This window comes from Paraburkholderia sp. BR10954, from assembly GCF_040965775.1.
GTDB lineage: Bacteria > Pseudomonadota > Gammaproteobacteria > Burkholderiales > Burkholderiaceae > Paraburkholderia > Paraburkholderia youngii.
On record NZ_JBFRCK010000034.1, the window covers coordinates 1 to 23,311 of the forward strand.

Sequence of the window (23,311 nt, forward strand, 5' to 3'; positions counted from 1 at the left end):
CCCGTTCGCCACTCGCCACCAGACCGAAGTCCGTGCTGCCGTTCGACTTGCATGTGTAAGGCATGCCGCCAGCGTTCAATCTGAGCCAGGATCAAACTCTTCAGTTCAAACCTGTTACTGTTTTCGGTTCCGCAGTTTCCTGCTGACGAACCGGTCGCTCACTCAACGTACTGACGATGATCAATCCGTCTTTCGACAGATAAACCTTCCTCTAATACTGTGTGAGGCTTCTGATACTTTTGCCCTGCAGCAGATCCATACGGATCCGCCGCCGCATTCCGCATCAAGCGCCCACACTTATCGGCTGTTAGTTTTTAAAGATCGATCCGCCCAACCCGCAGCGCCTGAACTACCACCACCCGGCACTGCTTCGTTTGCGTCGCTGCGTCTGCAGCAGAGAAGCGGGATTATGGAGAGCGATCGACAACCCGTCAAGCCCCTTCTGCGAATTTCTTTTGGGAGCAAAGACTCTCGTCTCCGTTTTCTTGCCCACACCCGCAAAAGAGTCAACTCACGTCAGACCTAAAAAGAAGCAAAAATAGTTAGTCCTCCAATTCAATCCACTGAAGTCCAGATACCGACAAAACAAAGTAGTCCGAGCACAGCGCGAATCCGCCACCGCTCCCCAAGTTAAAGTTTTACCCTTCCTCGCCGTCAATCAGATCATCCCGCCACTTAAATTCGCTGCCGACTATGGACAATCGCGTCGACGCACACGTCGAGGAAACCCAGCGCGCCGCTGCATCGCCGGCGCTCGAACCCGATTCGGTGCCGGTAGGCACGCCGCTCCCATGGCCGATCGTCGATGCCGACGGTACGCTGCTGTTCGCAAGCGCGACGACGCTCGCGACCACCGACGAACGCGCCTTTCTGTTCCAACACTTCCACCCGCACCGCGGCGACCTGCACGACCTCGGCGCACGACAACTGCCGGCGCCCACGACCCAGCCCGACGAGACCGTCGAGCTGACGCTGAAAGACATGCACCTCGAGATCGGCGCATTGATCGGCATGCGTTCGCAACTCGGCAGCGGCGCGCCGATGCACCCATGCCGCATCATCGGTTTCGCGCCGAATCATGCGCTGTTCGTCACGCCGCCCATGCAGCAGGGCCAACCGCTGCCGCTCACGCCCGGCGAGAACGTCGAGCTCGTCGCGATCGCGAGTCAGGCCGTGTTCCGTTTCGTCTGCACGGTCGAAGCAGTCTGCCGCGTGCCGTTCGACTATGTCGTGTTGTCGAGACCCGGCATGGTCCGCCGGCTACGCGAGCGCAAATCGATCCGCGTCCACGCGCATCTGCCCGTGCGGTTTGGCATCGGTGTGGCCGGCGACACATACGAAGGCCTTGGCCTCGCCAAAGGCATCAGCGCACTCGGCATGTCGTTGTGCGCGTCATGGACACTGGGCGAGGTCGGCGAGCGGCTACGCATCGCGTTTCGGCTGAAGTCGGCCGAATACGATTCGCAGATCGAGACGATGGCAGTGATCCGCAACGTTCAGAAGGGCAAGACGCCTGGCGAGCCGTCCATGCATGGGCTCGAACTGGATCAACTCGATTCCGCTCAACAGATGGCGATGAAGGTGTTCGTGTTCGATCGTCAGGAGGATGTGCAGCATTGGTCCAACGGGCTGAAATAGACGCTCCGGCTGGCAACCAACGCGCGCGCGGACGGAGCAGTCCGAGCTCGCTGCGCACACATCGATCAGCCGATCAGCTGTTCCGGCGTCAACCGCCGCGCTCCCCACGCATTGGCGAGCACTTCGCAACGGCCGAGCCGTATCGCACCACGCTCGAAATCGACGAACACGACTTCGTCGGCGTCGGCCGGCCGCGCGGGTTCGTCGCGCGTGCGGCCGTCGGTCAGAATCCAGAGCCAGCGCTGCTGGGCCGGACGTCGCCGCGCGCAGCGCTCGAGCAAATGCGCGGCGCTCCGCACGCCCGACGCGAGCGGCGAGCCGCCACCTCCGCCCACGGGCGCGAGCCATCGCTCGTTCCACCAGCGCGGCACGGCGGGACCGAAGCGTATGTCCGCGCCCGCGCCGCCGAAGCAGATCAGCGCAGCCTCGCTGCGCATCGCACTCGCACGGTCGAACAAGGCAGTCAGTAGCCCCTTCGCGAGCGCGAGGCGTTGGCCCGCCAGCATCGACCCGGAGCAATCGAGCACGAAGCAATGCAGCACACCGCCGCGCGGCGCTTCGCGTGCGAAACGCAAATGCTCGCGACGCAGCGTGCGCTCGCGCATCGCGGCGAGCGTCGGTGGCCAGGCAATGCGCCGGCCCGGTTCGCCGCGCGACGTGTCGCGCGCACCCGCCCCCGCACCTTGCGGCCATCGAAAACCGCTGCGCGAGTCAGCGGCGGCGCCCTTCCGATGGCTCAGCGTTTTTTTGCGTCGAGCGGAATGACGCCTTTGACGGGCACAGTCGCGGTCGGCTCGGGCGGCAGGTAACCCCAGTCGGAGTCAGCGGAAGATATCGCCGTATCGCCGGACGCACCCCCGGCGACGCGCTGTGACCGCGCCTCGCTTTCCGGCTGACGCTGATTCGCATGTTGCGAATCATGTTGACGTCGCCGATGAAGCAGCACCGCATCGGCGACGCGCTCCACATGTCCGACCGTCACCGCATCCGTCTGTTCGAACGCGGCCAGCGCACGCGCCGCGCGCAGCATCACGAGGTCGGCGCGCAGGCCGTCGACGGCCGCGTCGATGCATAGCGCGCTCACGCGCGCATGGACGGTGTCATCGAACGCCAGCAGCGGCAGCGCCGCGCGCGCCGAGCGAATTCGCTGCACGTATGAAGCCTGCTGCTCCGCATAAGAGGCACGAAACCCCGCGGGATCGAGATCGAACGCGAACCGCGCTTTGACGATCGCCTGCCGCACCTGCGGCTCGAACGCGTTCTGCAACTCCACCATCAGACCGAAGCGGTCGATAAGTTGGGGCCGCAACTCGCCCTCTTCGGGATTCATCGTGCCGATCAGCACGAAGTTCGCGTCATGACTGTGCGACACGCCATCGCGTTCGACGGTATTCACGCCGCTCGCCGCCGCATCGAGCAACGCATCGACGAGCGCATCGGGCAGCAGATTGACTTCATCGACGTACAGCACGCCGCGATGCGCCTTCGCGAGCAGCCCCGGCGAGAAGCGTACTGAGCCGTCGCGCAGCACGGTTTCGATATCGAGCGTGCCGATCAGACGATCCTCGCTCGCGCCAAGCGGCAGATTCACGAGCTGCCCTTCCGGCAGCAGCTCGGCGAGCGCGCGCGCGGCGGTCGACTTCGCGGTGCCGCGCGGTCCGCTGATCAGTACGCCGCCCAAGCCCGGATCGATCGCAGCGAGCACCAGCGCCTGCTGCAACGAGGCCTGGCCAATCAGCGCGGCAAACGGAAAAACCGGCCGCGATGCTGTGCCCGACACAGAGCCCGCGCTGCCTACGTCGTCCGTTCCTCGCATCGCTCCATTCATGTTTGTCTTCCTTCGATCTGCTGTTCGCTCGCAAGCAGATGCGCTTCCACCTGCGCGCGATAGTCGCCCGGCTGCTGCCACAGCCCTCGCTGCATCGCTTCGAGCAAACGCTCGCAGATCGAATGCAGCGCATGCGGGTTGTGCCGTTGCATGAACGCGCGAGTGTCGGCGTCGTTCAGATAAGCATCGGCGACGAGCGCGTATTGATGATCGGCGATCACGCGCGCGGTCGCGTCGTAGCCATACAGATAGTCGACGGTCGCGGCGATCTCGGCCGCGCCCTTGTAGCCGTGGCGCTTCACGCCATCGAGCCATTTCGGATTGACCACGCGCGAGCGGATCACGCGCGCAATCTCCTCCTGCAGCGTCCGCACGCGCGGCGCGGCCGGATTGCTGTGATCGGCGTGATAGACACTCGGCTGCTGACCGGCCAGATGCCGTACCGCCGCGACCATGCCACCCTGAAACTGGTAGTAGTCGTTCGAATCGAGCACGTCGTGCTCGCGGTTGTCCTGGTTCTGCAGCACCACATCCAGCGCTGCGAGGCGCGCGCCAAACGCTTGATGCGCCTCCTCGCCCGCGCTCTTCTGCGCATACGCATATCCGCCCCACGCCTGATACGCGTTCGCCAGATCGGCGTCGGTCTGCCACTCGCGCGAGTCGATCATCTGCTGCAGACCCGCGCCGTACGCGCCGGGTCGCGCGCTGAACACGCGCCAGCCGGCGCGCTTGCGCGCATCGACCGGGTCCATGCCGCGGGCAATCAACGCATCGCGTTCGCGCTGCACGCGCGCGCGAATTGGATTCAGCTCCGCGGGCTCGTCGAGGTCGGCAACCGCCTGCACGGCCGCATCGAACAGATGCATCACGTTCGCGAACGCATCGCGAAAGAAACCGGATACGCGCAAGGTGACATCGATACGCGGCCGGTCGAACGCTTCGATCGGCATGATCTCGAAGTCCGTCACGCGATGACTGCCCGGCGCCCACTTCGGCCGCACGCCGAGCAGCGCGAGCGCCTGAGCGATATCGTCGCCGCCGGTGCGCATCGTCGCGGTGCCCCAGACCGACAGGCCGATCGCGCGCGGATAATCGCCATGCTCCTGCAGATGCCGCTCGATCAGTTGCTGTGCCGATTTCAGGCCGAGTGCCCACGCGGCTTGGGTCGGCACCGCGCGCGTGTCGACCGAATAGAAGTTGCGGCCGGTGGGCAATACGTCGGGCCGACCGCGCGAAGGCGAGCCGCTCGGACCTGGCGGCACGAAACGCCCTTCGAGGCCGCGCTTGAGCTGCGTCATTTCCTGCGGGCCACAGGCGTCGAGGCGCGGCAGCACGTCGTCGCGCAGGCGCGCGATCACCTGTGCCGCTTGCGGCAGACTCTCGTCGCCTGCGGGGACGGCCCGCGAACGATCCGCGTCATCGCAATCGACACCGCAGACGCCGCGCAACAGCTCGCCCGCAAGCAACTCCAGGCGCTCGCGGGTATCGCCGCAATGTCGCCACGGTGCGTCGCTGACCCGCTGCAAAACTTCGGGACGCGGGCCGTCCCATGCGGCGGCCCAATCCACGCTCAACGGATCGAACAGATGATCGATGCGCAGATCGCGCGCCAGCGCGTCGACGAGCCCGGCCTTGCCGCCCTGTCCATCGCCGATGGGAAAGCGCCCGAGCGCGAGCAGCGTATCGCGTCGCTGCGCGCCGCGCGGCGACTGCCCGAACGTATGCAGGCCATCGCGAATCTGTGCTTCCTTCAGCTCGCACAGCCACGCATCGACGCGCGTGAGCAGCGCGTCTTCATCGTCCTGTCCGTTCGGCGCCGCGAGACTCAGTTCTTCGTGCAGCCGATGCTCGACGATCGTCGTCAGAATCGTGCGACGCAAGAGCTTTGCGCGACGCGGATCGACCATCAATGCTTCGTAGTATTCGTCGACCTGGCGTTCGAGGTCTTGCAGCGGCCCATAGCTTTCAGCGCGCGTAAGCGGCGGCATCAGATGATCGATGATCACCGCCTGCGCGCGCCGCTTCGCCTGGCTGCCCTCGCCCGGATCGTTGACGATGAACGGATACAGATGCGGCATCGGCCCGAGAATCAGATCGGGCCAGCACGCGTCGCTCAGCGCGACGCTTTTGCCCGGCAGCCACTCCAGGTTGCCGTGCTTGCCGACGTGCACGACCGCGTCGATGCCGAACTGGTGGCGCAGCCAGAAGTAGAACGCGAGGTACGCATGCGGCGGTACGAGCTCGGCATCGTGATAGCTCGCATAGTCGCCTTGTTCGCGCGAACGCGAAGGCTGAATGCCGACGAACACCTGCCCGCAGCGCCAGCCCGCGATCATGAAGCGGCCGCGCCGCAGCGTCGGGTCCTGGTCGGGCTTGCCCCAGCGCGCGTTCAACGCGTCGCGCACGCTCGCTGGCAACGCGTTGAAATGCGCGAGATAGTCGTCGAGTGCGAGGCTTTGCAGGGCCGGACGCAGATCGCGGACGACCGGATCGTTGGTCACGCCCTCGGTCAGCCTGTTCAACAACGCGTCGCCGCTGTCTGGCAATTCGCCGACACGATAGCCTTCATCGCGCAGCATCGACAGAATGCCGACCACCGATGCCGGCGTATCGAGTCCCACGCCATTGCCGATGCGCCCTTCGCTCATCGGATAGTTCGCGAGAATCAACGCGACTTTCTTGTCGGCGTTATCGAGCGAACGCAGACGGCACCAGCGCCGGCTCAGCTCGGCGAGAAAGCGCACCCGTTCGAGGTCGGGCTGATAACGAACCACGTCGACCTGCGTATGCGCACAGCGATACGCGAGCCCCTTGAAGCTGATCGCGCGCGTGATGATGCGCCCGTCCACTTCGGGCAGCGCGACGTGCATCGCGATATCGCGCGAATTGAGGCCGTGGTTGTCTTTCAGCCAATCGTCGCGATTGCCGCCGCTCAGGATCACCTGGAACACCGGCGCGTCGCCGGCGAGTGCGAGCGGCTCCGGGTCGTCGATCGCGGACGCGGCGAACGCGGTGGTGTTCAGCACCAGCACGACGCCATGTTGCGCGCACAGCGACTGCACGACATCGCGGCTCATCGCATCCTTCAACGACGTGATCGCGAGCGGCAGCGGATTGAGCCCTTGCGCTTCGAGCGCATCGATCAACGCATCGAACACCGCGGTATTGGCGGCCTGCAGATGCGCCTTGTAGAACAGGATCGCGACGACCGGCGCGTCCTGCCGCCAACGCGCCTGCCAGTCGGCAACGGTAGGCGTATCGCGCTCGGGGTGATACAGCGACGCGGCCGGCAATGCGCGCGGCGGCTCGGGCGCGCGCCCCCGACCGAGCGCGCGGTACGCGATGCAGCGCAAAAACGCCTCGGCGTTCTGCGGACCGCCCTCGCGCAGATAGCGCCACAACTGCTGACACAACTCGGCGCTCGCGGTGCTGCGCGCGAGCAGGTTCGGGTCCTCCTGCAGATCGCCGGAAAACATCGCGAGCGTTTGCTGTTTGCGCTGCGCGAGCGCGACGACCTGCTCGATGCCGTACGGCCAATACGCTTCGCCGCCGAGATGATCGACGACGACCACGCGCGCATGCTGCAACACGTCGTCGAGATAGAAATCGACCGAGGCAGGCTGACGCAGATACGTGACGTTCGCGAGCCGCAGGCTCGGGAAGCCGTCATCGAGACGCGGCACCACGCTCGCGAGCAGCGACAGCGTGGTGTCGGCGGAACTGAGCACGACGATCTCGGCGGGCTGCTGATCGATGCGGATCACGCCCTGCGTATCGTCGACGAAACCGCCCGGCGTCGTGCGCAGCAAATGCATGCTGGCGCGCCCGTTATGCCGTCGCGTTCGACGTCGCGCCGAGCGCCGCGTCGAACGCCTGTTGCAGCGCGGGTTGATCGAGGTCTTCGCCGATCAGGACGAAGCGGCTCAGGGCGTCGTCGCCGCTTTCGCCCGCCTGCCAGCGCCGGTCGAAGTAGCTGTCGAAGCGCCGGCCAACGCCCTGGATCACGAGGCGCATCGCCGCGCCCGGCAGTGCCGCGAAGCCTTTGACACGGTAAATCGTGTGGCTTTCGACCAGCGTCTGCAACGCGGCGAGCGCCGCGTCGCGCGACGGCACCGATGCCTGCACGACGACCGAATCGAATTCGTCGTGGTGATGATCGGGGTCGTCGGCGGAACCGTGGTGGTCGTGACGCAGATGGATCGTCTGTTCCGACGCCGCTTCGAGCCCCAGCAGCGTATGCAGGTCGAGCTGCCCCCGCTGCGCGCGCACGATCTTCACCTGCGGCGGAATCTCCGCGCGGATCGCGGCTTCCACTTCGTGCTGCCGCGCGTCGTCGATCAGATCGGTCTTGTTCAGAATCACCAGATCGGCAGCCGACAACTGGTCTTCGAACAGCTCGTGCAGCGGCGACTCGTGATCGAGATTCGGATCGGCCTTGCGCTGCGCATCGACGGCGACCGGGTTATCGGCGAACTGGCCGCTTGCGGCGGCCGGGCCATCCACCACCGTCACCACCGCGTCGACCGTGAAGCCGTTGCGGATCTGCGGCCAGTTGAACGCCTGCACGAGCGGCTTCGGCAACGCGAGCCCCGAGGTTTCGATCAGCACGTGATCGAGTTCGTCGCGCCGCTCTGCGAGCTTTTCCATCACCGGGAAAAACTCTTCCTGCACGGTGCAGCACAGACAACCGTTCGCGAGTTCATACAATTGTCCTTCGGTCTCGACGCCGTTTTCATCGCAACCGATGCCGCAGCCCTTGAGGATTTCGCCGTCGATGCCGAGTTCGCCGAACTCGTTGACGATCACCGCGATGCGCTTGCCGCCCGCATGCTGAAGGATGTGCCGCAGCAACGTAGTTTTGCCACTGCCGAGAAAGCCGGTAACGATCGTGACGGGAATCTTGCGCAATTGAGTTTGCATCGTGAGGTCCATCCCTTTGCGTTGCATCGGTCTGCCGCAAGTTCCGCGCATCGGTCGGCATCGGCTGGCGAATGGAGCGAATGAAGCACGCGCAACAGTACCAGCGATCACTAGACACGGGGACGAACGACGGCATTGCCGCGACAACGGAAATACAGAAAGCGGAACTGAGGTCATGAACGCGCCGCCGCATCCCCGCGGCGGTCGTTCTGCTTCTTCGGGCCGGTATCCGGGCTGGCGAAAGCGCCGCTCCCCCTTCCCGGACGAGTGGTTTCTCGTCCAGTGGTGATATGTCGACGCGACCTTGCGCGAGGACATCGAAGCCGGCACCGCGGCGCCCGGCTATCAAGCCGGAACCGCTTTTCGCTTACCGTTGCGGGGACAGCACAGGTTAGCCGCTCTAGCGCAGATGGCTCCCTGTTTCCCGTTTAACTGCATGCGCACGAACGCGCACGCGAGCACCCAAAGTGCGTGCGAGTGTAGGCCCCCGGGCATGCGCAGTCAAGGAACGCAGAGCGCCGGAAAGCGCCGCCGAGGCTTATCTGGCAAGGCGTCATGTGCTATCGTATGCGCGCGTTTGGTGCCCGCACATGCGCTCGCATGTGCAGTTAAACGGGAAACAGGCAGCGCGTCGCGCGTTCAACCTGTGCTGTCCCCGCAACGGTAAGCGACCTGCGGCGCGCGATTCGAATCGCCTTCGATTCCACCGTGCCGCGCATGCGTTTTTTGATGCCACTGTCCCGCGAATCCGCAGATTCGCAACCGGCACGGGAAGGCGAAGCGCGTGAGGCCGCCAGCCCGGATACCGGCCAGACGCGGAGGCGGCGCCGCATGCATCCGTGCATCAGGTTGCGCCGCCGGCCGCCGGAATCCGCGGGGAACGGATGTGAAGGCGTAGAAACGTGGCATCGCGTGTGTCGTGGCGTTCTCTCTGAAGAATCCGCCGCGAACCGCACGAGTGACCGCACCCCGATTCGCTGTACCGCATGACATCCATATTCACCGCTGCGTGCACCGTCGCACGCCGCTTCTCTCCCCCCATCTCCGCATGGCATGCGCCATGCACGCCGCGATGACGCGCGCCTGGCTGATCGGCGCCGGTCCCGGCGACGTCGAACTGATGACCCTGAAGGCCACTCGTGCGCTCGCCCAGGCCGATGTCGTGCTGGTCGACGATCTGGTCAATCCCGACGTACTGCAGTTTGCAAGCGCCAACGCGCAAGTCGTGTACGTCGGCAAACGCGGCGGCCATCCGTCAACGCCGCAAGCGGAGATCGTCGCGCAAATGCTCGGGCATCTGCGCGCGGGACGCAGCGTGGCGCGGCTCAAAGGCGGTGATCCGTTCGTGTTCGGCCGCGGCGGCGAAGAATTGCAGGCGCTGCAGGCGGCGGGTATCGAAGTCGACGTGATCAACGGCATCACGGCCGGCATCGCCGCGCCCGCGACGCTCGGCATCCCGGTCACGCATCGCGATTACGCGCAGGGCGTCGTGTTCGTCACCGGCCACGGCGCCGGCGGTGGCGAGCCGGACTGGGCCGCGCTCGCCGCGACGCGCATGACGCTCGTGATCTATATGGGCATGCGGCGGCTCGGCGAAATCGTCGGCGCGTTGCTCGCGGCCGGCATGTCCGCCGATACGCCCTGCGCGGCGATCGAATCGGCGACGCGGCCCGAGCAGCGTCACGTGCTCGCGCCGCTGCGCGAGTTTGCCGAGGCGGTCGTGCGCGCGGGGCTCGGCTCGCCGGCGATCGTCGTGATCGGCGGCGTGGCCTCGTTCGCGCTTGCGCGTGATGCGGCCAAACGCGACGGCCGAGTCGCTCACGAACAAGCTGCGAGCGCGATTAAAACGCTGAGCGTCGGCGTAGGTTGCCGCTTGCACAGCGATGCGGCTGACATCGAAGCCGCCGTGCGCGCAGCACTCGGTTCGAATGCCTTCGAGCAGATCCACACCATCGCGACGATCGACGCCAAAGCCAACGAAGCAGGTCTGCTCGAATTCTGTTCGCGCCATCAACTACCGCTGCAACTGTTCAGCCGCGAGCAGATCACCGCCGCACCGGTCGCGTCGCCGTCGGCGGCCGCGCGCGCGCATCTTGGTGTCGACGGTGTGTGCGAACCGTGTGCGCTACTGGCGGCAGCAGCGTCGGTCTGCGCGACAATCGCGAAAAACGCCCGTCTGGTCGTACGCAAGACCACGCACGCCGGCATTACCGTCGCGATTGCGGCGGCGAGCGACTGCGCACCCGGCGACGTAGCGCCCTTCCATCCCGCCCCTCAAGACCAGGACCTCCGATGAAAACCGATCCCGAATCGCATCAACGCATGACCGAGCGCCGCCGCGAAGGCCACGAAAAGAAACAGGCCAGCGCGACCGTCGAAAAAGGCCTGCTGATCGTCAACACCGGCACCGGCAAGGGCAAGAGCACAGCCGCGTTCGGCATGGCCGTGCGGGTGCTCGGCCACGGCATGCGGCTGGGTGTCGTGCAGTTCATCAAGGGCGCGCTGCATACGTCGGAGCGCGATTTCCTCGGCGCGATCGCGCAATGCGATTTCGTCACGATGGGCGACGGCTATACGTGGAACACGCAGAACCGCGAAGCCGACATGGCGACCGCGCGCAAGGGCTGGAACGAAGCGCGGCGGATGATCGAAAGCGGCGACTACCAGATGGTGATCCTCGACGAGCTGAACACCGTGCTGAAGTACGAGTACCTGCCGCTCGACGAAGTGCTCGCCGTGATCAATGCGCGAGCGCCGATGCTGCACGTCGTCGTGACCGGGCGCCATGCGCCCGACGCGCTGATCGAAGCCGCCGACCTCGTCACCGAAATGCGCGCGATCAAGCATCCGTATCGCGAGCAGGGTGTGAAGGCGCAGCGCGGCGTGGAGTTCTGAACGATGTCCGCACCCCCCACGGGGACTTCCTTCGGGGCGCCCCCCAAGGGGACTCGCTCCGCAGCGTGCCCCGCGCTGTTCATCAGCGCGCCCGCCTCGGGACAAGGCAAGACCACGATCACCGCGGGTCTCGCGCGCTATCACCGGCGGCTCGGACGTCGCGTGCGCGTGTTCAAGACCGGGCCGGATTTTCTCGACCCGATGATCCTCGCGCGCGCGAGCGGCGCGCCGGTGCTGTCGCTCGATCTATGGATGGTCGGCGAAAGCGCGTGCCGCAACCTGCTCGCGCAGGCGGCGCAAGAAGCCGATCTGATCCTGATCGAAGGCGTGATGGGCCTGTTCGACGGCACGCCGAGCAGCGCCGATCTGGCGACCACGTTCGGCGTGCCGGTGCTTGCGGTGATTTCCGCGCAGGCGATGGCGCAGACCTTCGGCGCGCTCGCGTTCGGTCTTGCGCGCTTCAGACCGCAACTGCCGTTTCATGGCGTGCTCGCGAATCGCGTCGGCTCGGCCCGGCACGCGCAGATGCTGCAGGAAGCGCTGCCGCCTGAACTGCGCTGGTGCGGCCACATCGCCACGAGCGACGAGATCACGCTGCCCGACCGGCACCTCGGCCTGCATCAAGCCGATGAAATCGACGATCTGGAAGCGCGCCTCGAACGCGCGGCGGATACGCTCGCGTCGACCGCGCTCGCCGAACTGCCGCCGCCGGTCGATTTCGGCGCACCGTCGCCCGAGGTGCTGCCGCGTCTGCTCGAAGGCACGCACATCGCGATCGCGCGCGACGCCGCGTTCTCGTTCATCTACCCCGCCAACCTCGCGCTGCTCGAAGCGCTCGGCGCGCGGCTCAGCTATTTCTCGCCGCTCGCCGACGAAGCGTTGCCCGCCGACACGCACGCGCTCTATCTGCCGGGCGGCTATCCCGAACTGCATATGGCGACGCTCGCGGGCAACATGAGCAGCGCGGCATCGATCCGCGCGCACGTCGTGGCGGACAAACCGGTGGTCGCCGAATGCGGCGGCATGCTCTACCTGCTCGACACCCTGACCGACGCGCAAGGCACGCGCACGCGGATGCTCGGCCTGCTGCCCGGTCACGCGACGATGCAAACGCGCTTCACGTCGCTCGGCATGCAGCAGATCGACGGCCTGCACGGCACGCTGACCGGCCACACGTTTCATTACTCGAAGCTCGCGACACCGCTCGAACCGCAGCGCTTCGCCACCCGCGCGCACAGCGACACCCCCGGCGAAGCGGTGTTCCGCGTGGGCCCGATTGTGGCAACCTATATGCACGCTTACTGGCCCTCCAACCCGGCTTTCACGGCCGCCCTCTTTCATGGCGAAGCCTTTTGACGACTCCGAGCGCGATGCGGTCTATCGCGCGATTTACGAACGCCGCGACATGCGCCACTTCGTGCCCGATCCGGTCGATCCGGCGGTGCTGCGGCGTCTGCTCGACGCGGCGCATCACGCGCCGAGCGTCGGCTACATGCAGCCGTGGCGCATCGTGCGCATCACCGATGCGGCGCTGCGCACGGGCTTGCGCGACATCGTCGAGCGCGAACGGCTCGCTACCGCCGACGCGCTCGGCAAGCGCCGCGACGAGTTCATGAAGCTGAAGGTCGAAGGCATGCGCGATTGCGCGGAACTGCTGGTGATCGCTTTGATGGACGGTCGCGAGCGACACGTGTTCGGCCGTCGGACGCTGCCGGAGATGGACCTCGCGTCGGTCGCGTGCGCGATCCAGAACATGTGGCTCGCCGCGCGCGCGGAAGGACTCGGGCTTGGATGGGTGTCGCTGTTCGATGTCGACGCGGTGCACCGGCTACTGGCGATGCCGGAAGGGGCGCGGCCGGTCGCGATTCTGTGTCTCGGCCACGTCGATGCGTTCTACAGCGAGCCGATGCTCGAAACGGAGCGCTGGGCGAGCCGTCTGCCGCTAGCCGATTGCGTGTTCGAAAACCGCTGGCCGGGCGGCAAGCCGGCGCCGGAATAACCGACACGCACGGCTCCGGCGACTCGAAGCTGCATTATTTAGCGCCGCAGCGGCTCCATCGACTCGACGTTCGGCGCACCGCTCGCCTTGTCGATACTGAGCTTCACGCGCCAGTCGGCCGGCGCGTCGTACGGCAGCTTCGCAAGCGCGGTTTTCACGAGCAGCGGCAGCGCATGCAGCGGGTCCGCGTCGCGATCGCCATACACCGCGCTGACCTTGTAGCGCTCGGTGCCGCTCGCATAGTCGAAAAAGCGCAGCGTCAGCGCGTGCTGATACTTGCGCCCGAACAGCAGCGCGCCTGGACCGTCGCTGCCCGCGCCGCAATCGGCGGGCGCGCAATCCCCACCGCCAATGCCGATCGACGCCGGCCGCGTGCTATACGCGATCGACAGCAGATAATGCGCGGGCTTGCCCGCCGTATCGACGAAGCCGTGTTTCGCCAACTCGTCGCGCAGCAGCTTTTCGACTTGCGGATGGTCGGTGCTGTCGTCCTGCGCCGGCGTGCGCGCGAGCGAATAGGTCTGCTCGCCTTGCAGTGCAACGGCGTGATCGGCGCCGTTGGCGGAGACGGTGTGCACGTCGGCGCTGAGGCCCGCGCAAGCGGTGAGGCTCGTCGCGGCCAGCGCGGCACATAGGTGAGCGATCTTCGCCATTTTCTGTCTTCTCTCTAGTCCATCGAATCCATCACGAGCGCATCAGGCGCGCGGTGCGCTCGTTTCATCGAGCGGCGCGTCGTCGAGCGCGGGCAGCCAGATCGTAAAGGCCGTCCCCTCGCCGGGCGCGCTGACGACTTCGACGCTGCCGCCGTGGCGCGTAACGACAGTTTTGATGAACGCCATGCCGAGTCCCGCGCCGCCCACTTCCGGCCGCTCTGCCTCGTGAAAACGGCGAAAGCGCTCGAATAGCCCCGCCTGCTGCTCCTTCGGGATGCCATAGCCCTGGTCGCGGATCGTGCACGCCACGCGAGCCGCCCCGCTGCCTTCGCGCCTCGCCGCCGGCTGGCTCGCGAAGCTGCACACGATGCGCGTGTCGGGCGGACTGTACTTGACCGCGTTGTTCAGAATATTGACGAGCGCGCGTGTCATCAGTGAGCGGTCGGCGCAAATCCAGGGTTCGTCGTTGCTGTCGTCGCCGGTTTCCGTATGCAGCGTGATGCGCTTCGCGTGCGCCTGCGGCCAGACCTCGTCGCTCGCATCGATGACGAGTTCGGTCAGGCTCAGCGGCTCGAGCACATAGGCCTGCGATTCGGCGCGCGCCAGTTGCACGAAGTCGTCGGCGAGCGTGAGCGCGCGTTGCGCGTAGCGTTCGATGCGCTCGAGCACTCCGCGCGCGAGCGCCGGCTCGGTCCGCGCGCGCTCGATCTCGACCAGCGCAATGATCGACGCCTGCGGCGAACGCATGTCGTGCGACAGCAGCCGCAGCGCGTCCTCGCGCTGACGCTCGGCCGCATGCAGCGCCGACACGTCGACCAAACCGGCGATCCAGCCGGTCGTCTCGCCCTGCGCGTTGGTGCAGGTCGCATAGCGCAGCAGATGGTCGCGCTCGTTCGTGTCGCGCACCTCGACACCCTGCGCCATCAGCGCCGCGAACTCGCCGCGCGTCGGATCGAGCGGCGCCGGCCAGTGCGCGTGCGCGTACACGTTGCGCTGGTTGTCCGAGGCCGCGCCGGTATCGATCGTCTTCACGAGCGTGAGCCCGCCGAGCACGCTCTGCATCGGCTGGCCCTCGGGCATCGGCGCACCGAGCCGCGCGAAATGCGCTTTCGCCGCGTGATTCGCGATCAGCACGACGCCGCCCACATCGCTGACGAGAATCGGCTCCGGCATGCTGTCGAGGCTGTCCCACACGAAGCGTTTCATGTCCTGCACCCGTTGCGCGGCCTCAGCCATCAGCGCCATGTGCTGTGCGAGCACGTCGCCGCCGAACTCGCGGCGGCGCCTCGGCGTTTCTGGCAGCAGATGCGGCTCGTCGGCGAGACGTTGCAGCTCGCCGCGCAGATACGCCATCGTCATTTCGAGGCGGCGCCAGTTCCAGATCGGGTAGACGATCGCGACGCCGAGGATCGCCGGCACCGGCGACATCCACAGCCTGCCGCCGTACAGCAGGAGCGCGCTGCCGGCCACGGCGAGCAGCACCAGCGCGCCGGTCAGCATCAGCGAGCGGCGCGGCGACAGCACGAGGAAGCCGCCGAGCAACGCGCCGAGCGGCGCGAGTGCCGCCGCGAACACGATCCACAGCGCGACCGGCTGGATCTCGCGGCCGGTCAGCAGCGTGTCGAGCACGTTCGCGTGGATGTAGACGCCTGGCAGCGGACCGAGCTCGCCCGACACAGGCGTCGCGAAGCGGTCGTACAGACCCGACGCCGTCACGCCGATCACGACGATGCGCCCGCGCAACTGATCGGCCGGCACCTTGCCGGCGAGCACGTCGGCGAAACTGAAGCTCGCGTAGTTCGCGGCATTCGGGCCGAACGGTATCAGGAAGCGGTCTTCGCGGCCGTCGTCGCTGCCGCGCGCGGGCTCGTTCGAGCGACGCGGCGGCAGCCCGTTGCGCAGATGCAGCTTGCCGTGTTCGACCGCGTCGGCGACGAGCACCGTCAGTTGCGGCCAGCGCGAGTGCTCGTCGCCGTGGAAGCGCGCGACGCTGCGCACGATGCCATCGCTGTCCACTTCGAAATTGATGTGACCGAGCCCGGCTGCCGCCTGCGCGAGCGGCGTGACGGGTTGATCGACGGTGCGCTCGCCGCTCGCATCGGGCGGTGTCAGCAGCACGGGCAGATAGGTCGGGCTCAGCGCGATGGCGTGGGCGAGCCGGGCGTCGTCGAGGTTGGGCTCGGTGAACAGCACGTCGTAGATCACCGCGGCAGGTTTGGCCGCGGCAAGCTGCTCGAGCAGCCGCGCATGCACGCTGCGTGGCCACGGCCAGCGGCCGAGCCCGTCGATGGTCGCATTGTCGATCTCGACGACGACGATGTCCGACAGCAGCGGCTGCGCGCGCAGCTTCAGAAACTGGTCGTACACCAGCAGATCGATGCCCGCGCCGACGCGCCCGAGCGAAGTCAGCAGGACCACCGCGAGGCCGAGGCAGCCGACGCTGAGCCACTCGATCAGAAAGCGCCGGCCGGCCCGCCGTCCGAGACGGGCGCGCGGATCGAGGCTCAGTCGCGTAGAAGTGGCGGGCAAGGGACGATGTAGTCGGGAACCAGAGGACGGATCGGCCAGCAGGCCGGCTCCGAGAATCTACCAGCGTCAGCGCGCCAGCGTAAAGGAGCGGACCGGGCTGCTCTTTTCGTAGAAGCGCCCGTTGTCGAACTGCTCGGCGACGATCGTCCAGTAGTAGACACCTGGCGGCAGATCGCTGATCACGAGCTCGCCGCCCGCCAGATCGGTGCGATCGATCAAGGGATGGCTTAGATCAGCCGTCTTCGCGAGCACGAAGCGAAAACGCGTCGGCACCTTGCTGTGGCTGACGAACCAGCGGAACTCGTAGTCGTGGCTGCCCGCGCGCTGCGCGGCCGAAGCATCCAGCCCGAGTTGGCGGCGCTCGAACGCATACACGCTCGGCAGGCCATCGAGGCCGTTGCTATCGGTCGACGCAACACGTACGAAATATGTGCCGTCGGGCAGATCGCCGAAGTCGGCGTGCGGCACGCTCACGCGTAAATCGCGCACCAGGTCGAGCTGATCGGCATCGTGCGAAATCTGCAGCCGATAGCCGAGCGCGTGCTCGGCCGGGTTGACGTCGAACGCGACGGTCTTGCCGTCCTGCACGCGCGCCGGCCGCGCGAGCGAAGGTGCCGGCAACAGTTGGAGCGGACTGCCGACCGCTTCGCCCGAGTGCGTGACGTTGCCGAAGCTTGCCTTGACCAGTTGGTCGGACGCCTGCAGCGGCCTGCCCGGCGCCGGCGCGGCGCTCTGGCCGTGCTGCGTGGCCGGATCGACGCCGACCGCGCCATCGAGCACGGCCACCGCGGTGGTCTGCGTGTCGCCGTTGTAATCGACGCGGAAGCGCGTACCGCGCACCCCGGCGACCACCGAAGGCGACCGGATCTGGAAACGATCGTCGCGTCGCGTCGCACGCGTGACCTGGCTTTCGACCTCGCCCGAACGCAACTGGAAGATGCGATCTGCCGCGCCGGTCAGCGTGATGTGCCGCAGCCTCTCAATATTGAGTTCGCCGTTTTGCGCGACCGTCACATACGAGCCGTCGGGCAGTTCGAGCGTCGCGAACCCGTTCGCGCCAGTGCGCAAGTGATCGCCTTCGGCAAGCGTTTCACCGCTCTTCAACGGCAGATAAGGGCTCGTGTCGAACGCGTGCTCCACCGGACCGCTGGTCGCGACCACGCGCGCCGTGTCCCGATCCTGGCGCAGCCTTTGGAACGGCAAACGCAGCACGATGCCGGCCGGCATGCGGCGCGGCGCGGGCACGTGATTGAGCCTGCTCAACAGCGCCCAGTCGGACGGGTCGGCCAAGTAGCGGGCGGCGATGTCGTACAGCGTGTCGCCTTCGTGCGTGGTGTACGAAGCGTAGACCGGCAACGCCTTCGCACCGGCCTTGCCGCGCGCGGGCTGCGCGTGCGCGAGCGCGCTCCACCCGGCCGCGCCTGTTGCGATCAGACAGGCCGCGGCAAGCCACGCGGCGGCGCGGCGGCCGGAGATGGCGCCGCTGCCCGACGCCGCCCCACCCACGCAGACGGTCACGCCTCCCCCGCTTCTTCAGTGGGTTCGTCGTCGGCGGTAGGTGGTGTGTCGGCTTCGATCCGCTCGAGGCGGTAGCCATAGCCGTAGATCGGTGTGAGCCGATAACCCTGCTCCGGGCGCAGACCGAGCTTGCTGCGCAACATCGACACGTGGGTGTCCATCGTGCGCGACGGGATGTCGGTGGCCTGCTTCCAGATCACGTCGAGAATGTGTGCGCGCGACAGCGGCCGGCTCATATGCTGGAACAGCAGCAGCGCGAGTTCGAACTCTTTCTGCGTGACGGAGACCGGTGTGCCGCGCACGACGACGTGCTTGGCGCTCAGGTCGAACTCGAAGTCACCGAACACTTCCCTGGTCGCCGGCGGCTTCAGGTAATACGCGCGCCGCAGCAGCGAGCCGACCCTGGCGAGCAGCACCGCGCCCGACACGGGCTTGACGAGATAGTCGTCGGCACCGATATTCAGAATCGAAGTGATGTCGGATTCGCGGCCGCGGCTCGTCATGAACAGCACCGGCAGACGCTCGGACAGGCTCTCGCGCACCCAGCGAAGCACCTCTTCGCCGGACATGTCCGGAACGTTCCAGTCGAGCACGAGCAGGTCGAACGTCTGGCGACGCAACTGGCGCACGAGTTCGCGCCCTGCGCCATACGCATGACAGACGTGTCCAGCGGCGGATAGCGTTTGACACACAAGGTCGGCCTGAGCCGAATCGTCTTCGAGGACAGCAATTCTCATAACACCCCACAACGTAACAGCGCCTTTCGCGGCTGACGGCCGGCGCACCGGCTGACGACCGGGATGACGACATAGCGCCGCCGATCCGGCTTTCCATAAAATTCTGGCTGCTACTTTCTGACTAATGGTCCCTCGCCGTACCCTGCCATGACGCTGGTTTCATGAAGCGAAATCAGCGCATAAATGTAATTTCCATAGCGATTTATGCAGGGCAGATCATGATAATCGAAAACCCTCTTTCATCCCGCTTACCGGGTACCAGCAATTCGTCGCGAAAAACCCCAATTGAAAAACGATTGCCGTGTTTCTTAGGTTTGCTCCAGTCTGCCAGCAGTGCGAGGCACCCGGACGGACGTCACAATGCGGACCGCAGACCCTTGCTGGAGCGGCTTTTCGGCGATGCCGCTTATCCGCCTTAAGATTCCTTTCAGATACTCTTATTTAACAATTGCTTGTTCAGTATAAGAATAATCTCAAAATAAATCGTTTAAAGATTGTTAGATTTCGTCTCGGGGCGAGTTGTCATTTGATGCAATCGTTATGCAGGTGCGCGAGACGCGCAGCCCGTTTTGGTATGAGGCGTTCGAGTGCTTCACATTAAGGCCAATGCAATGACGCAATGCGGCAAAGGCAGTCAGCGGATGATGCCGGGCGCGCGTGTCGCGGGCAAAAAAAAGCGGCGTTGCCCCTGTCGAAGCAACGCCGCCTAAAGAACACTACACACGCTCGCCGGGGTCTAGCCGCACGAGTAATGTCACGTTAGCCCGGCGCGAAGCCGCGCTCAAGAAGAAAGAATTTCCTTTGTAACCGCTGGGAAAGTAGTTATTACGCATGGTCCGGAAGCACGCGACGCGCAAGTCTTGCACAGCGCGAGTTCGAAATTGGTATGAGTTGAAGCCTCCCGCGGCGGCCATTTACACACCCAGACGTTTTGTTACAGTCCGGCCCCCTTTAACGTTGCTGCAGCGCATCAGATTCCCCCGATGGATGCTGCGCATTGCCCCAGCATTGCCTCGTTCGATCATCCGCTCGCGCTCACCGCGCGCCCTCGATTTCCGGTATCGGTGCGAACAGCGCGTCGAGATCGTCGTCCGAGAACTTCGCGGCGCCTGCCGCGTCTTCCGCGAGAATGCTGTCGGCGAGCCCGGCCTTGTGTTCCTGGAGCTCGACGATCTTTTCCTCGATGCTGCCGGCCGCGATCAGCTTGTAGACAAATACCGGCTTGTCCTGTCCCAGCCGATGCGCGCGGTCGGTCGCCTGGTTCTCGGCGGCCGGGTTCCACCACGGGTCGTAGTGGATCACCGTGTCGGCGGCGGTCAGGTTCAGCCCCACGCCGCCCGCCTTCAGGCTGATCAGGAACAGCGGCACCTCGCCCTGCTGGAACCGCTCGACCGGCGTCACCCGATCAGCCGTGTCGCCCGTCAGCATCGCGTACGGGATCGCGGCCTCGTCGAGCGCCTCGGCGATCAGCGCGAGCATGCCGGTGAACTGCGAGAACAGCAGCACGCGACGACCTTCCTCGATCAGCTCGGGCAGCATCGACAGCAGCAGATCGAGCTTGGCCGAGCGCATCGCCCGCTCGCCGCCGCTCGCGGCCGCGCCGTCCGCGATGCCACTCGGGGTGCGCACGAGCCGCGGATCGCAGCACACCTGGCGCAGCTTGAGCAACGCATCTAGCACGATGATGTGACTGCGCGCGAGCCCCTGCGCGCTGACCGCAGCGCGCACCTTCTGCTGCATCGCCGTGCGCACGGTTTCGTACAGGTCGCGTTGCGCGCCTTCGAGATCGACCGGGCACACGATCGTCGTCTTCGGCGGCAGTTCCTTCGCGACCTCGTCCTTGCGCCGGCGCAGCGTGAACGGCCGGATGCGGCGCGCGAGCAACGCGCGGCGCACGTCGTCGCCGTTCTTCTCGATCGGGTTGCGCCAGCGTCGCGTGAAGTCCTTCTGGCTGCCGAGAAAGCCCGGCAGCAGAAAATCGAACTGCGACCACAGCTCACCGAGATGATTCTCGAGCGGCGTGCCCGTCAGACACAGCCGATGCCGCGCCCGCAAGCCGCGAATCGCCTGCGCGGCCTTGGTGGTCGCGTTCTTCACGTACTGCGCTTCGTCGAGAATCAGCAGATGATAGTCGTGCTCGCCGAGCACCTTCTGATCGCGCCACAGCAGCGCATAAGTGGTCAGGATCAGCTCGTGTTCGCCGATCTGCTCGAAGCGTTCCTTCCTGTGCGGCCCGTTCAGGGCCAGCACCTTCAACTCCGGTGCAAAGCGGCGCGCTTCCTCGCGCCAGTTGTGCACCAGCGTGGTCGGCACGACGATCAGCGCGGGCTGCGTGAGCCGCCCCGCTTCCTTCTCCGCGAGAATGTGCGCGAGCGTCTGCACGGTTTTGCCGAGCCCCATATCGTCGGCGAGCACGCCGGCCAGATCCTGTTCGCGCAGGAACTGCATCCAGTTCAGGCCCTGGTGCTGATACGCGCGCAGCTCGGCCTTCAGACCGCGCGGCACCGCCACTTCGCGCAAGCCCGGTCCGGCTTGTAGACGGCGCGCGAGCTCGCGAATCGAAGCGTCGCCGCTGAACTGCCAGCGGCCGGTGTCGTGCAGCGCATCGAGGCGGCCGGCATCGACCGCGGGCACGCGCAGCGGCGCGCCTTCGGCAAGCGCGCCGCCGAGCGAATCGAACAGATCGACCAGCACCCGCACCACCGGCTTCAGTCGATCGGCGCGCAACCGCAGACGCTTGTTCTCCTCGGTCTTCAGCTCGATCGGCTCGTCGTCGCGGATGCTCTCCAGCGCGCCAGACAGCCAGCGCCGGTCGCGCCGGAACAGATCGGCCAAGAGCGGCTCGAGCCGCACGTTGCGCTCGCCGACGCGGATGCCCATCTCCAGGTCGAACCAGCCGTCGCCGGCTTGCTGCGCGGTGCCGTCGATCGAGTCGATCTCGATCACGTTGTAGCGGAACTCGGGCGCCATCGTCACGCGCCAGCCCTTCGCGACCAGATCCGGCACCGCGTCGTTGACGAACTCGGACCACGCGTCGGCATCGGGCAGACCGAGCATGGTGTCGGGCAACAGACGCGCCGCCTGCATATTGCGCGTCGGCACCTTCTGCAGACCGGTCTTGCGCAATTCCAGCAAGCGCTTTTTCTCGACGTCGTAGCGCCGGCGGATGTGAATCACGTCGCCGCCCGGCAGCGGCACCAGCGTCACGCTGCTGTCGGCGTTGATGCTGACGCCGTCGTATTCGAAGCTCGCCGCGGCCAGCTCGACCGCGGCGGACTTGTGCTCGGCGGCCTTCGCGGCCTTCGCGGTTGTTGCGGCCTTCGCCGTTTTCATGCCCTTCGCGGTGCCCGGCAGCGCGTGGCTGTTCAGCGTCAGCACCGGCACCGGCTCGACATCGATCACCCGAATCGCGGGCGCGTCGTGGGTCGGCGGCAGCGGCAGCTCGGGCGCGATCTCGCGCAGCACCGACGCGACGAGCGGCGCCTCGGCGAGCGAGATCGGCGGCATCGCGAGGTAGTCGGGCAATTGCTGGAACGGCAGCGACAGCGGCACGACGCCCGCCTCGTTGGCGACGCCGTCCACGTACCAGACCGGCTCGGTCGGCAGCACCATGCTCGCGCGCGGTTCGGTGCGCAGCACCGGGCGCAGGCGCTCGTCGGCGAGCGGCTCCCATTCGATGCGCCCGGGCCGGTCGGCGGCGCGCGCGAGCGGCGTCGGTCGGGCCTCGCCCGGCGCGATCCTGAAGTCGAAGAACAGGCGGCCGGTCGCGATCAGCTTCTGCAACGTTTCCGCGCCACTCGTGCCGCGCAGCACGAACTGGCCCAAGTCCTCGCGCGAGCGGCCAAGCCACAGGCCGCGCAGAATCGACAGGTCTTCGTCGGACACGAAGCGCGGCTGCCTGAGCAGCGCGCCTTCGACGTCGCCCCAGCTGTCGCCGACTTCGACGATCACGCCGTCGGCGTCGCAACGCGCGCGATGCAGCACGACCTCGTGGCGCAGATGAAAACGCGACCAGTTGAGCCGATAGGCGAGCGTTTCCCTGCTCGGGGCCTCCACCTTGCGGGCGGCATTTTTTTCGGCGGCGGCGTCAGCCGCGCGGGCTCGCGCGCGAAAACGCTCGAGCCAACTGACCAGTTCGGGCCGCACACCTGGAGTCGAAGATGATGATGGTGATGGCGCCGGCGGCACGCCAGGGACCGTGATCCGTCGCGTGACGAACACCTCCGAGGTGGCCGGGTCGCTGTCGTCCTCGACCTGCGTGATGATGTGATCCATCTCGTCGTGGTAGTCGAGTTCCGCGAGCAGCAGCGCCGCGACGTGCTTGCAATTGCGCCCGACCGGGCACGTGCATTCGCCTTTGGCCCACGGCGACCCGCCATCGGTCCGAAATCGGACCCGTGTCCGGTAAGGCTGGGGCTGCGAGCCCTGCACGTCGCCCGACAGCGTCTCGCCCTGCCATTTGACGTTGCTGACCGCGCCCGCGCCCACCGAGCGCGCCTTGGCGACGGTGTGCTCACCGAGCCATTCCGCAATGCTTTCCCGATCGAAGAAAACTGACGACATCCGCGTGCATTCCTGTTCAAACCGGCGAAGG

General features: G+C 66.2%; 14 protein-coding genes, 1 rRNA gene, 1 pseudogene and 2 riboswitches. Of the genes and pseudogenes, 6 read left to right on the plus strand and 10 right to left on the minus strand.

All coding sequences use genetic code 11. From position 1 onward, the window contains the following. Nucleotides 1–107, minus strand: a 16S ribosomal RNA gene (locus tag AB4Y34_RS32925); the annotation flags it as partial. A gap of 586 nt (nucleotides 108–693) precedes the next feature. On the opposite strand from AB4Y34_RS32925, the gene AB4Y34_RS32930 reads away from it, so the two are divergent. Continuing rightward, nucleotides 694–1,638 (plus strand): flagellar brake protein, encoded by a 945-nt coding sequence (locus tag AB4Y34_RS32930; RefSeq protein WP_368718407.1) that lies wholly within the window; start codon nucleotides 694–696, stop codon nucleotides 1,636–1,638. A 65-nt stretch (nucleotides 1,639–1,703) separates the two neighbouring features. Here the strand turns inward: AB4Y34_RS32930 and AB4Y34_RS32935 are convergent, their stop codons facing one another. The 4 genes from AB4Y34_RS32935 to cobW all read right to left on the minus strand — a co-directional run bounded on the left by AB4Y34_RS32935 (nucleotide 1,704) and on the right by cobW (nucleotide 8,386). Then, nucleotides 1,704–2,243 (minus strand): VWA domain-containing protein, encoded by a 540-nt coding sequence (locus AB4Y34_RS32935; RefSeq protein WP_368718408.1) that lies wholly within the window; start codon nucleotides 2,241–2,243, stop codon nucleotides 1,704–1,706. Between the two features lie 131 nt (nucleotides 2,244–2,374). After that, nucleotides 2,375–3,466: an ATP-binding protein gene (locus tag AB4Y34_RS32940; RefSeq protein WP_368718409.1), complete on the minus strand. Its 1,092-nt coding sequence runs from the start codon at nucleotides 3,464–3,466 to the stop codon at nucleotides 2,375–2,377. Further along, on the minus strand, nucleotides 3,463–7,281 hold the full coding sequence (gene cobN / locus AB4Y34_RS32945; RefSeq protein ID WP_368718410.1) for a cobaltochelatase subunit CobN: 3,819 nt from the start codon (nucleotides 7,279–7,281) through the stop codon (nucleotides 3,463–3,465). The genes AB4Y34_RS32940 and cobN overlap by 4 nt, the downstream gene beginning before the upstream one ends. A gap of 13 nt (nucleotides 7,282–7,294) precedes the next feature. Continuing rightward, nucleotides 7,295–8,386, minus strand: a complete 1,092-nt coding sequence (cobW, locus tag AB4Y34_RS32950; protein ID WP_281374983.1) for a cobalamin biosynthesis protein CobW — start codon at nucleotides 8,384–8,386, stop codon at nucleotides 7,295–7,297. Nucleotides 8,387–8,588: 202 nt separating this feature from the next. Next, a riboswitch (cobalamin riboswitch) is annotated at nucleotides 8,589–8,867 on the minus strand. An 80-nt stretch (nucleotides 8,868–8,947) separates the two neighbouring features. Further along, nucleotides 8,948–9,215: riboswitch (cobalamin riboswitch) on the plus strand. Between the two features lie 243 nt (nucleotides 9,216–9,458). On the opposite strand from cobW, the pseudogene cobA reads away from it, so the two are divergent. The 5 genes and pseudogenes from cobA to bluB all read left to right on the plus strand — a co-directional run. Next, a pseudogene (gene cobA, locus AB4Y34_RS32955) lies at nucleotides 9,459–10,184 on the plus strand (uroporphyrinogen-III C-methyltransferase); the annotation flags it as partial. A gap of 51 nt (nucleotides 10,185–10,235) precedes the next feature. Next, nucleotides 10,236–10,682 (plus strand): cobalamin biosynthesis protein, encoded by a 447-nt coding sequence (locus AB4Y34_RS32960; protein ID WP_368718453.1) that lies wholly within the window; start codon nucleotides 10,236–10,238, stop codon nucleotides 10,680–10,682. Next, a complete protein-coding gene (cobO, locus tag AB4Y34_RS32965; RefSeq protein WP_018421084.1) occupies nucleotides 10,679–11,281 on the plus strand; it encodes a cob(I)yrinic acid a,c-diamide adenosyltransferase in 603 nt (200 codons plus the stop codon). Before AB4Y34_RS32960 ends, cobO begins: the two co-directional genes overlap by 4 nt. A 3-nt stretch (nucleotides 11,282–11,284) precedes the next feature. Then, complete coding sequence (locus tag AB4Y34_RS32970; protein WP_368718411.1) at nucleotides 11,285–12,637, plus strand: cobyrinate a,c-diamide synthase; 1,353 nt, start codon at nucleotides 11,285–11,287, stop codon at nucleotides 12,635–12,637. Next, nucleotides 12,621–13,280 (plus strand): 5,6-dimethylbenzimidazole synthase, encoded by a 660-nt coding sequence (gene bluB, locus AB4Y34_RS32975; RefSeq protein WP_368718412.1) that lies wholly within the window; start codon nucleotides 12,621–12,623, stop codon nucleotides 13,278–13,280. Before AB4Y34_RS32970 ends, bluB begins: the two co-directional genes overlap by 17 nt. A gap of 38 nt (nucleotides 13,281–13,318) precedes the next feature. On the opposite strand, the gene AB4Y34_RS32980 is transcribed toward bluB, so the two are convergent. From AB4Y34_RS32980 to AB4Y34_RS33000, 5 genes are all read right to left on the minus strand, one after another. Continuing rightward, a complete protein-coding gene (locus AB4Y34_RS32980; protein WP_368718413.1) occupies nucleotides 13,319–13,933 on the minus strand; it encodes a DUF4136 domain-containing protein in 615 nt (204 codons plus the stop codon). Nucleotides 13,934–13,975: 42 nt separating this feature from the next. Continuing rightward, on the minus strand, nucleotides 13,976–16,462 hold the full coding sequence (locus AB4Y34_RS32985; RefSeq protein WP_368718414.1) for a CHASE2 domain-containing protein: 2,487 nt from the start codon (nucleotides 16,460–16,462) through the stop codon (nucleotides 13,976–13,978). A 66-nt stretch (nucleotides 16,463–16,528) separates the two neighbouring features. Beyond that, nucleotides 16,529–17,980, minus strand: a complete 1,452-nt coding sequence (locus AB4Y34_RS32990) for a FecR domain-containing protein (RefSeq protein WP_368718415.1) — start codon at nucleotides 17,978–17,980, stop codon at nucleotides 16,529–16,531. Then, the gene (locus AB4Y34_RS32995; RefSeq protein WP_176368854.1) at nucleotides 17,977–18,717 is read right to left on the minus strand and encodes a response regulator transcription factor; all 741 of its coding nucleotides are present in this window, start codon (nucleotides 18,715–18,717) and stop codon (nucleotides 17,977–17,979) included. The genes AB4Y34_RS32990 and AB4Y34_RS32995 overlap by 4 nt, the downstream gene beginning before the upstream one ends. Nucleotides 18,718–19,752: 1,035 nt before the next feature. Then, entirely contained in the window at nucleotides 19,753–23,280 is a 3,528-nt protein-coding gene (locus AB4Y34_RS33000) for an SNF2-related protein (protein WP_368718416.1), read from the minus strand. Nucleotides 23,281–23,311 lie beyond the last annotated feature (31 nt).

Coding starts and splice junctions, on each gene's coding strand:
- AB4Y34_RS32995 (WP_176368854.1), bottom strand. CDS start 18,717: ATGAGAATTGCTGTCCTCGAAGACGATTCGGCTCAGGCCGACCTTGTG.
- cobW (WP_281374983.1), bottom strand. CDS start 8,386: ATGCAAACTCAATTGCGCAAGATTCCCGTCACGATCGTTACCGGCTTT.
- AB4Y34_RS32930 (WP_368718407.1), top strand. CDS start 694: ATGGACAATCGCGTCGACGCACACGTCGAGGAAACCCAGCGCGCCGCT.
- bluB (WP_368718412.1), top strand. CDS start 12,621: ATGGCGAAGCCTTTTGACGACTCCGAGCGCGATGCGGTCTATCGCGCG.
- AB4Y34_RS32980 (WP_368718413.1), bottom strand. CDS start 13,933: ATGGCGAAGATCGCTCACCTATGTGCCGCGCTGGCCGCGACGAGCCTC.
- cobN (WP_368718410.1), bottom strand. CDS start 7,281: ATGCATTTGCTGCGCACGACGCCGGGCGGTTTCGTCGACGATACGCAG.
- AB4Y34_RS32970 (WP_368718411.1), top strand. CDS start 11,285: ATGTCCGCACCCCCCACGGGGACTTCCTTCGGGGCGCCCCCCAAGGGG.
- AB4Y34_RS32940 (WP_368718409.1), bottom strand. CDS start 3,466: ATGAATGGAGCGATGCGAGGAACGGACGACGTAGGCAGCGCGGGCTCT.
- cobO (WP_018421084.1), top strand. CDS start 10,679: ATGAAAACCGATCCCGAATCGCATCAACGCATGACCGAGCGCCGCCGC.
- AB4Y34_RS32935 (WP_368718408.1), bottom strand. CDS start 2,243: ATGCGCGAGCGCACGCTGCGTCGCGAGCATTTGCGTTTCGCACGCGAA.
- AB4Y34_RS33000 (WP_368718416.1), bottom strand. CDS start 23,280: ATGTCGTCAGTTTTCTTCGATCGGGAAAGCATTGCGGAATGGCTCGGT.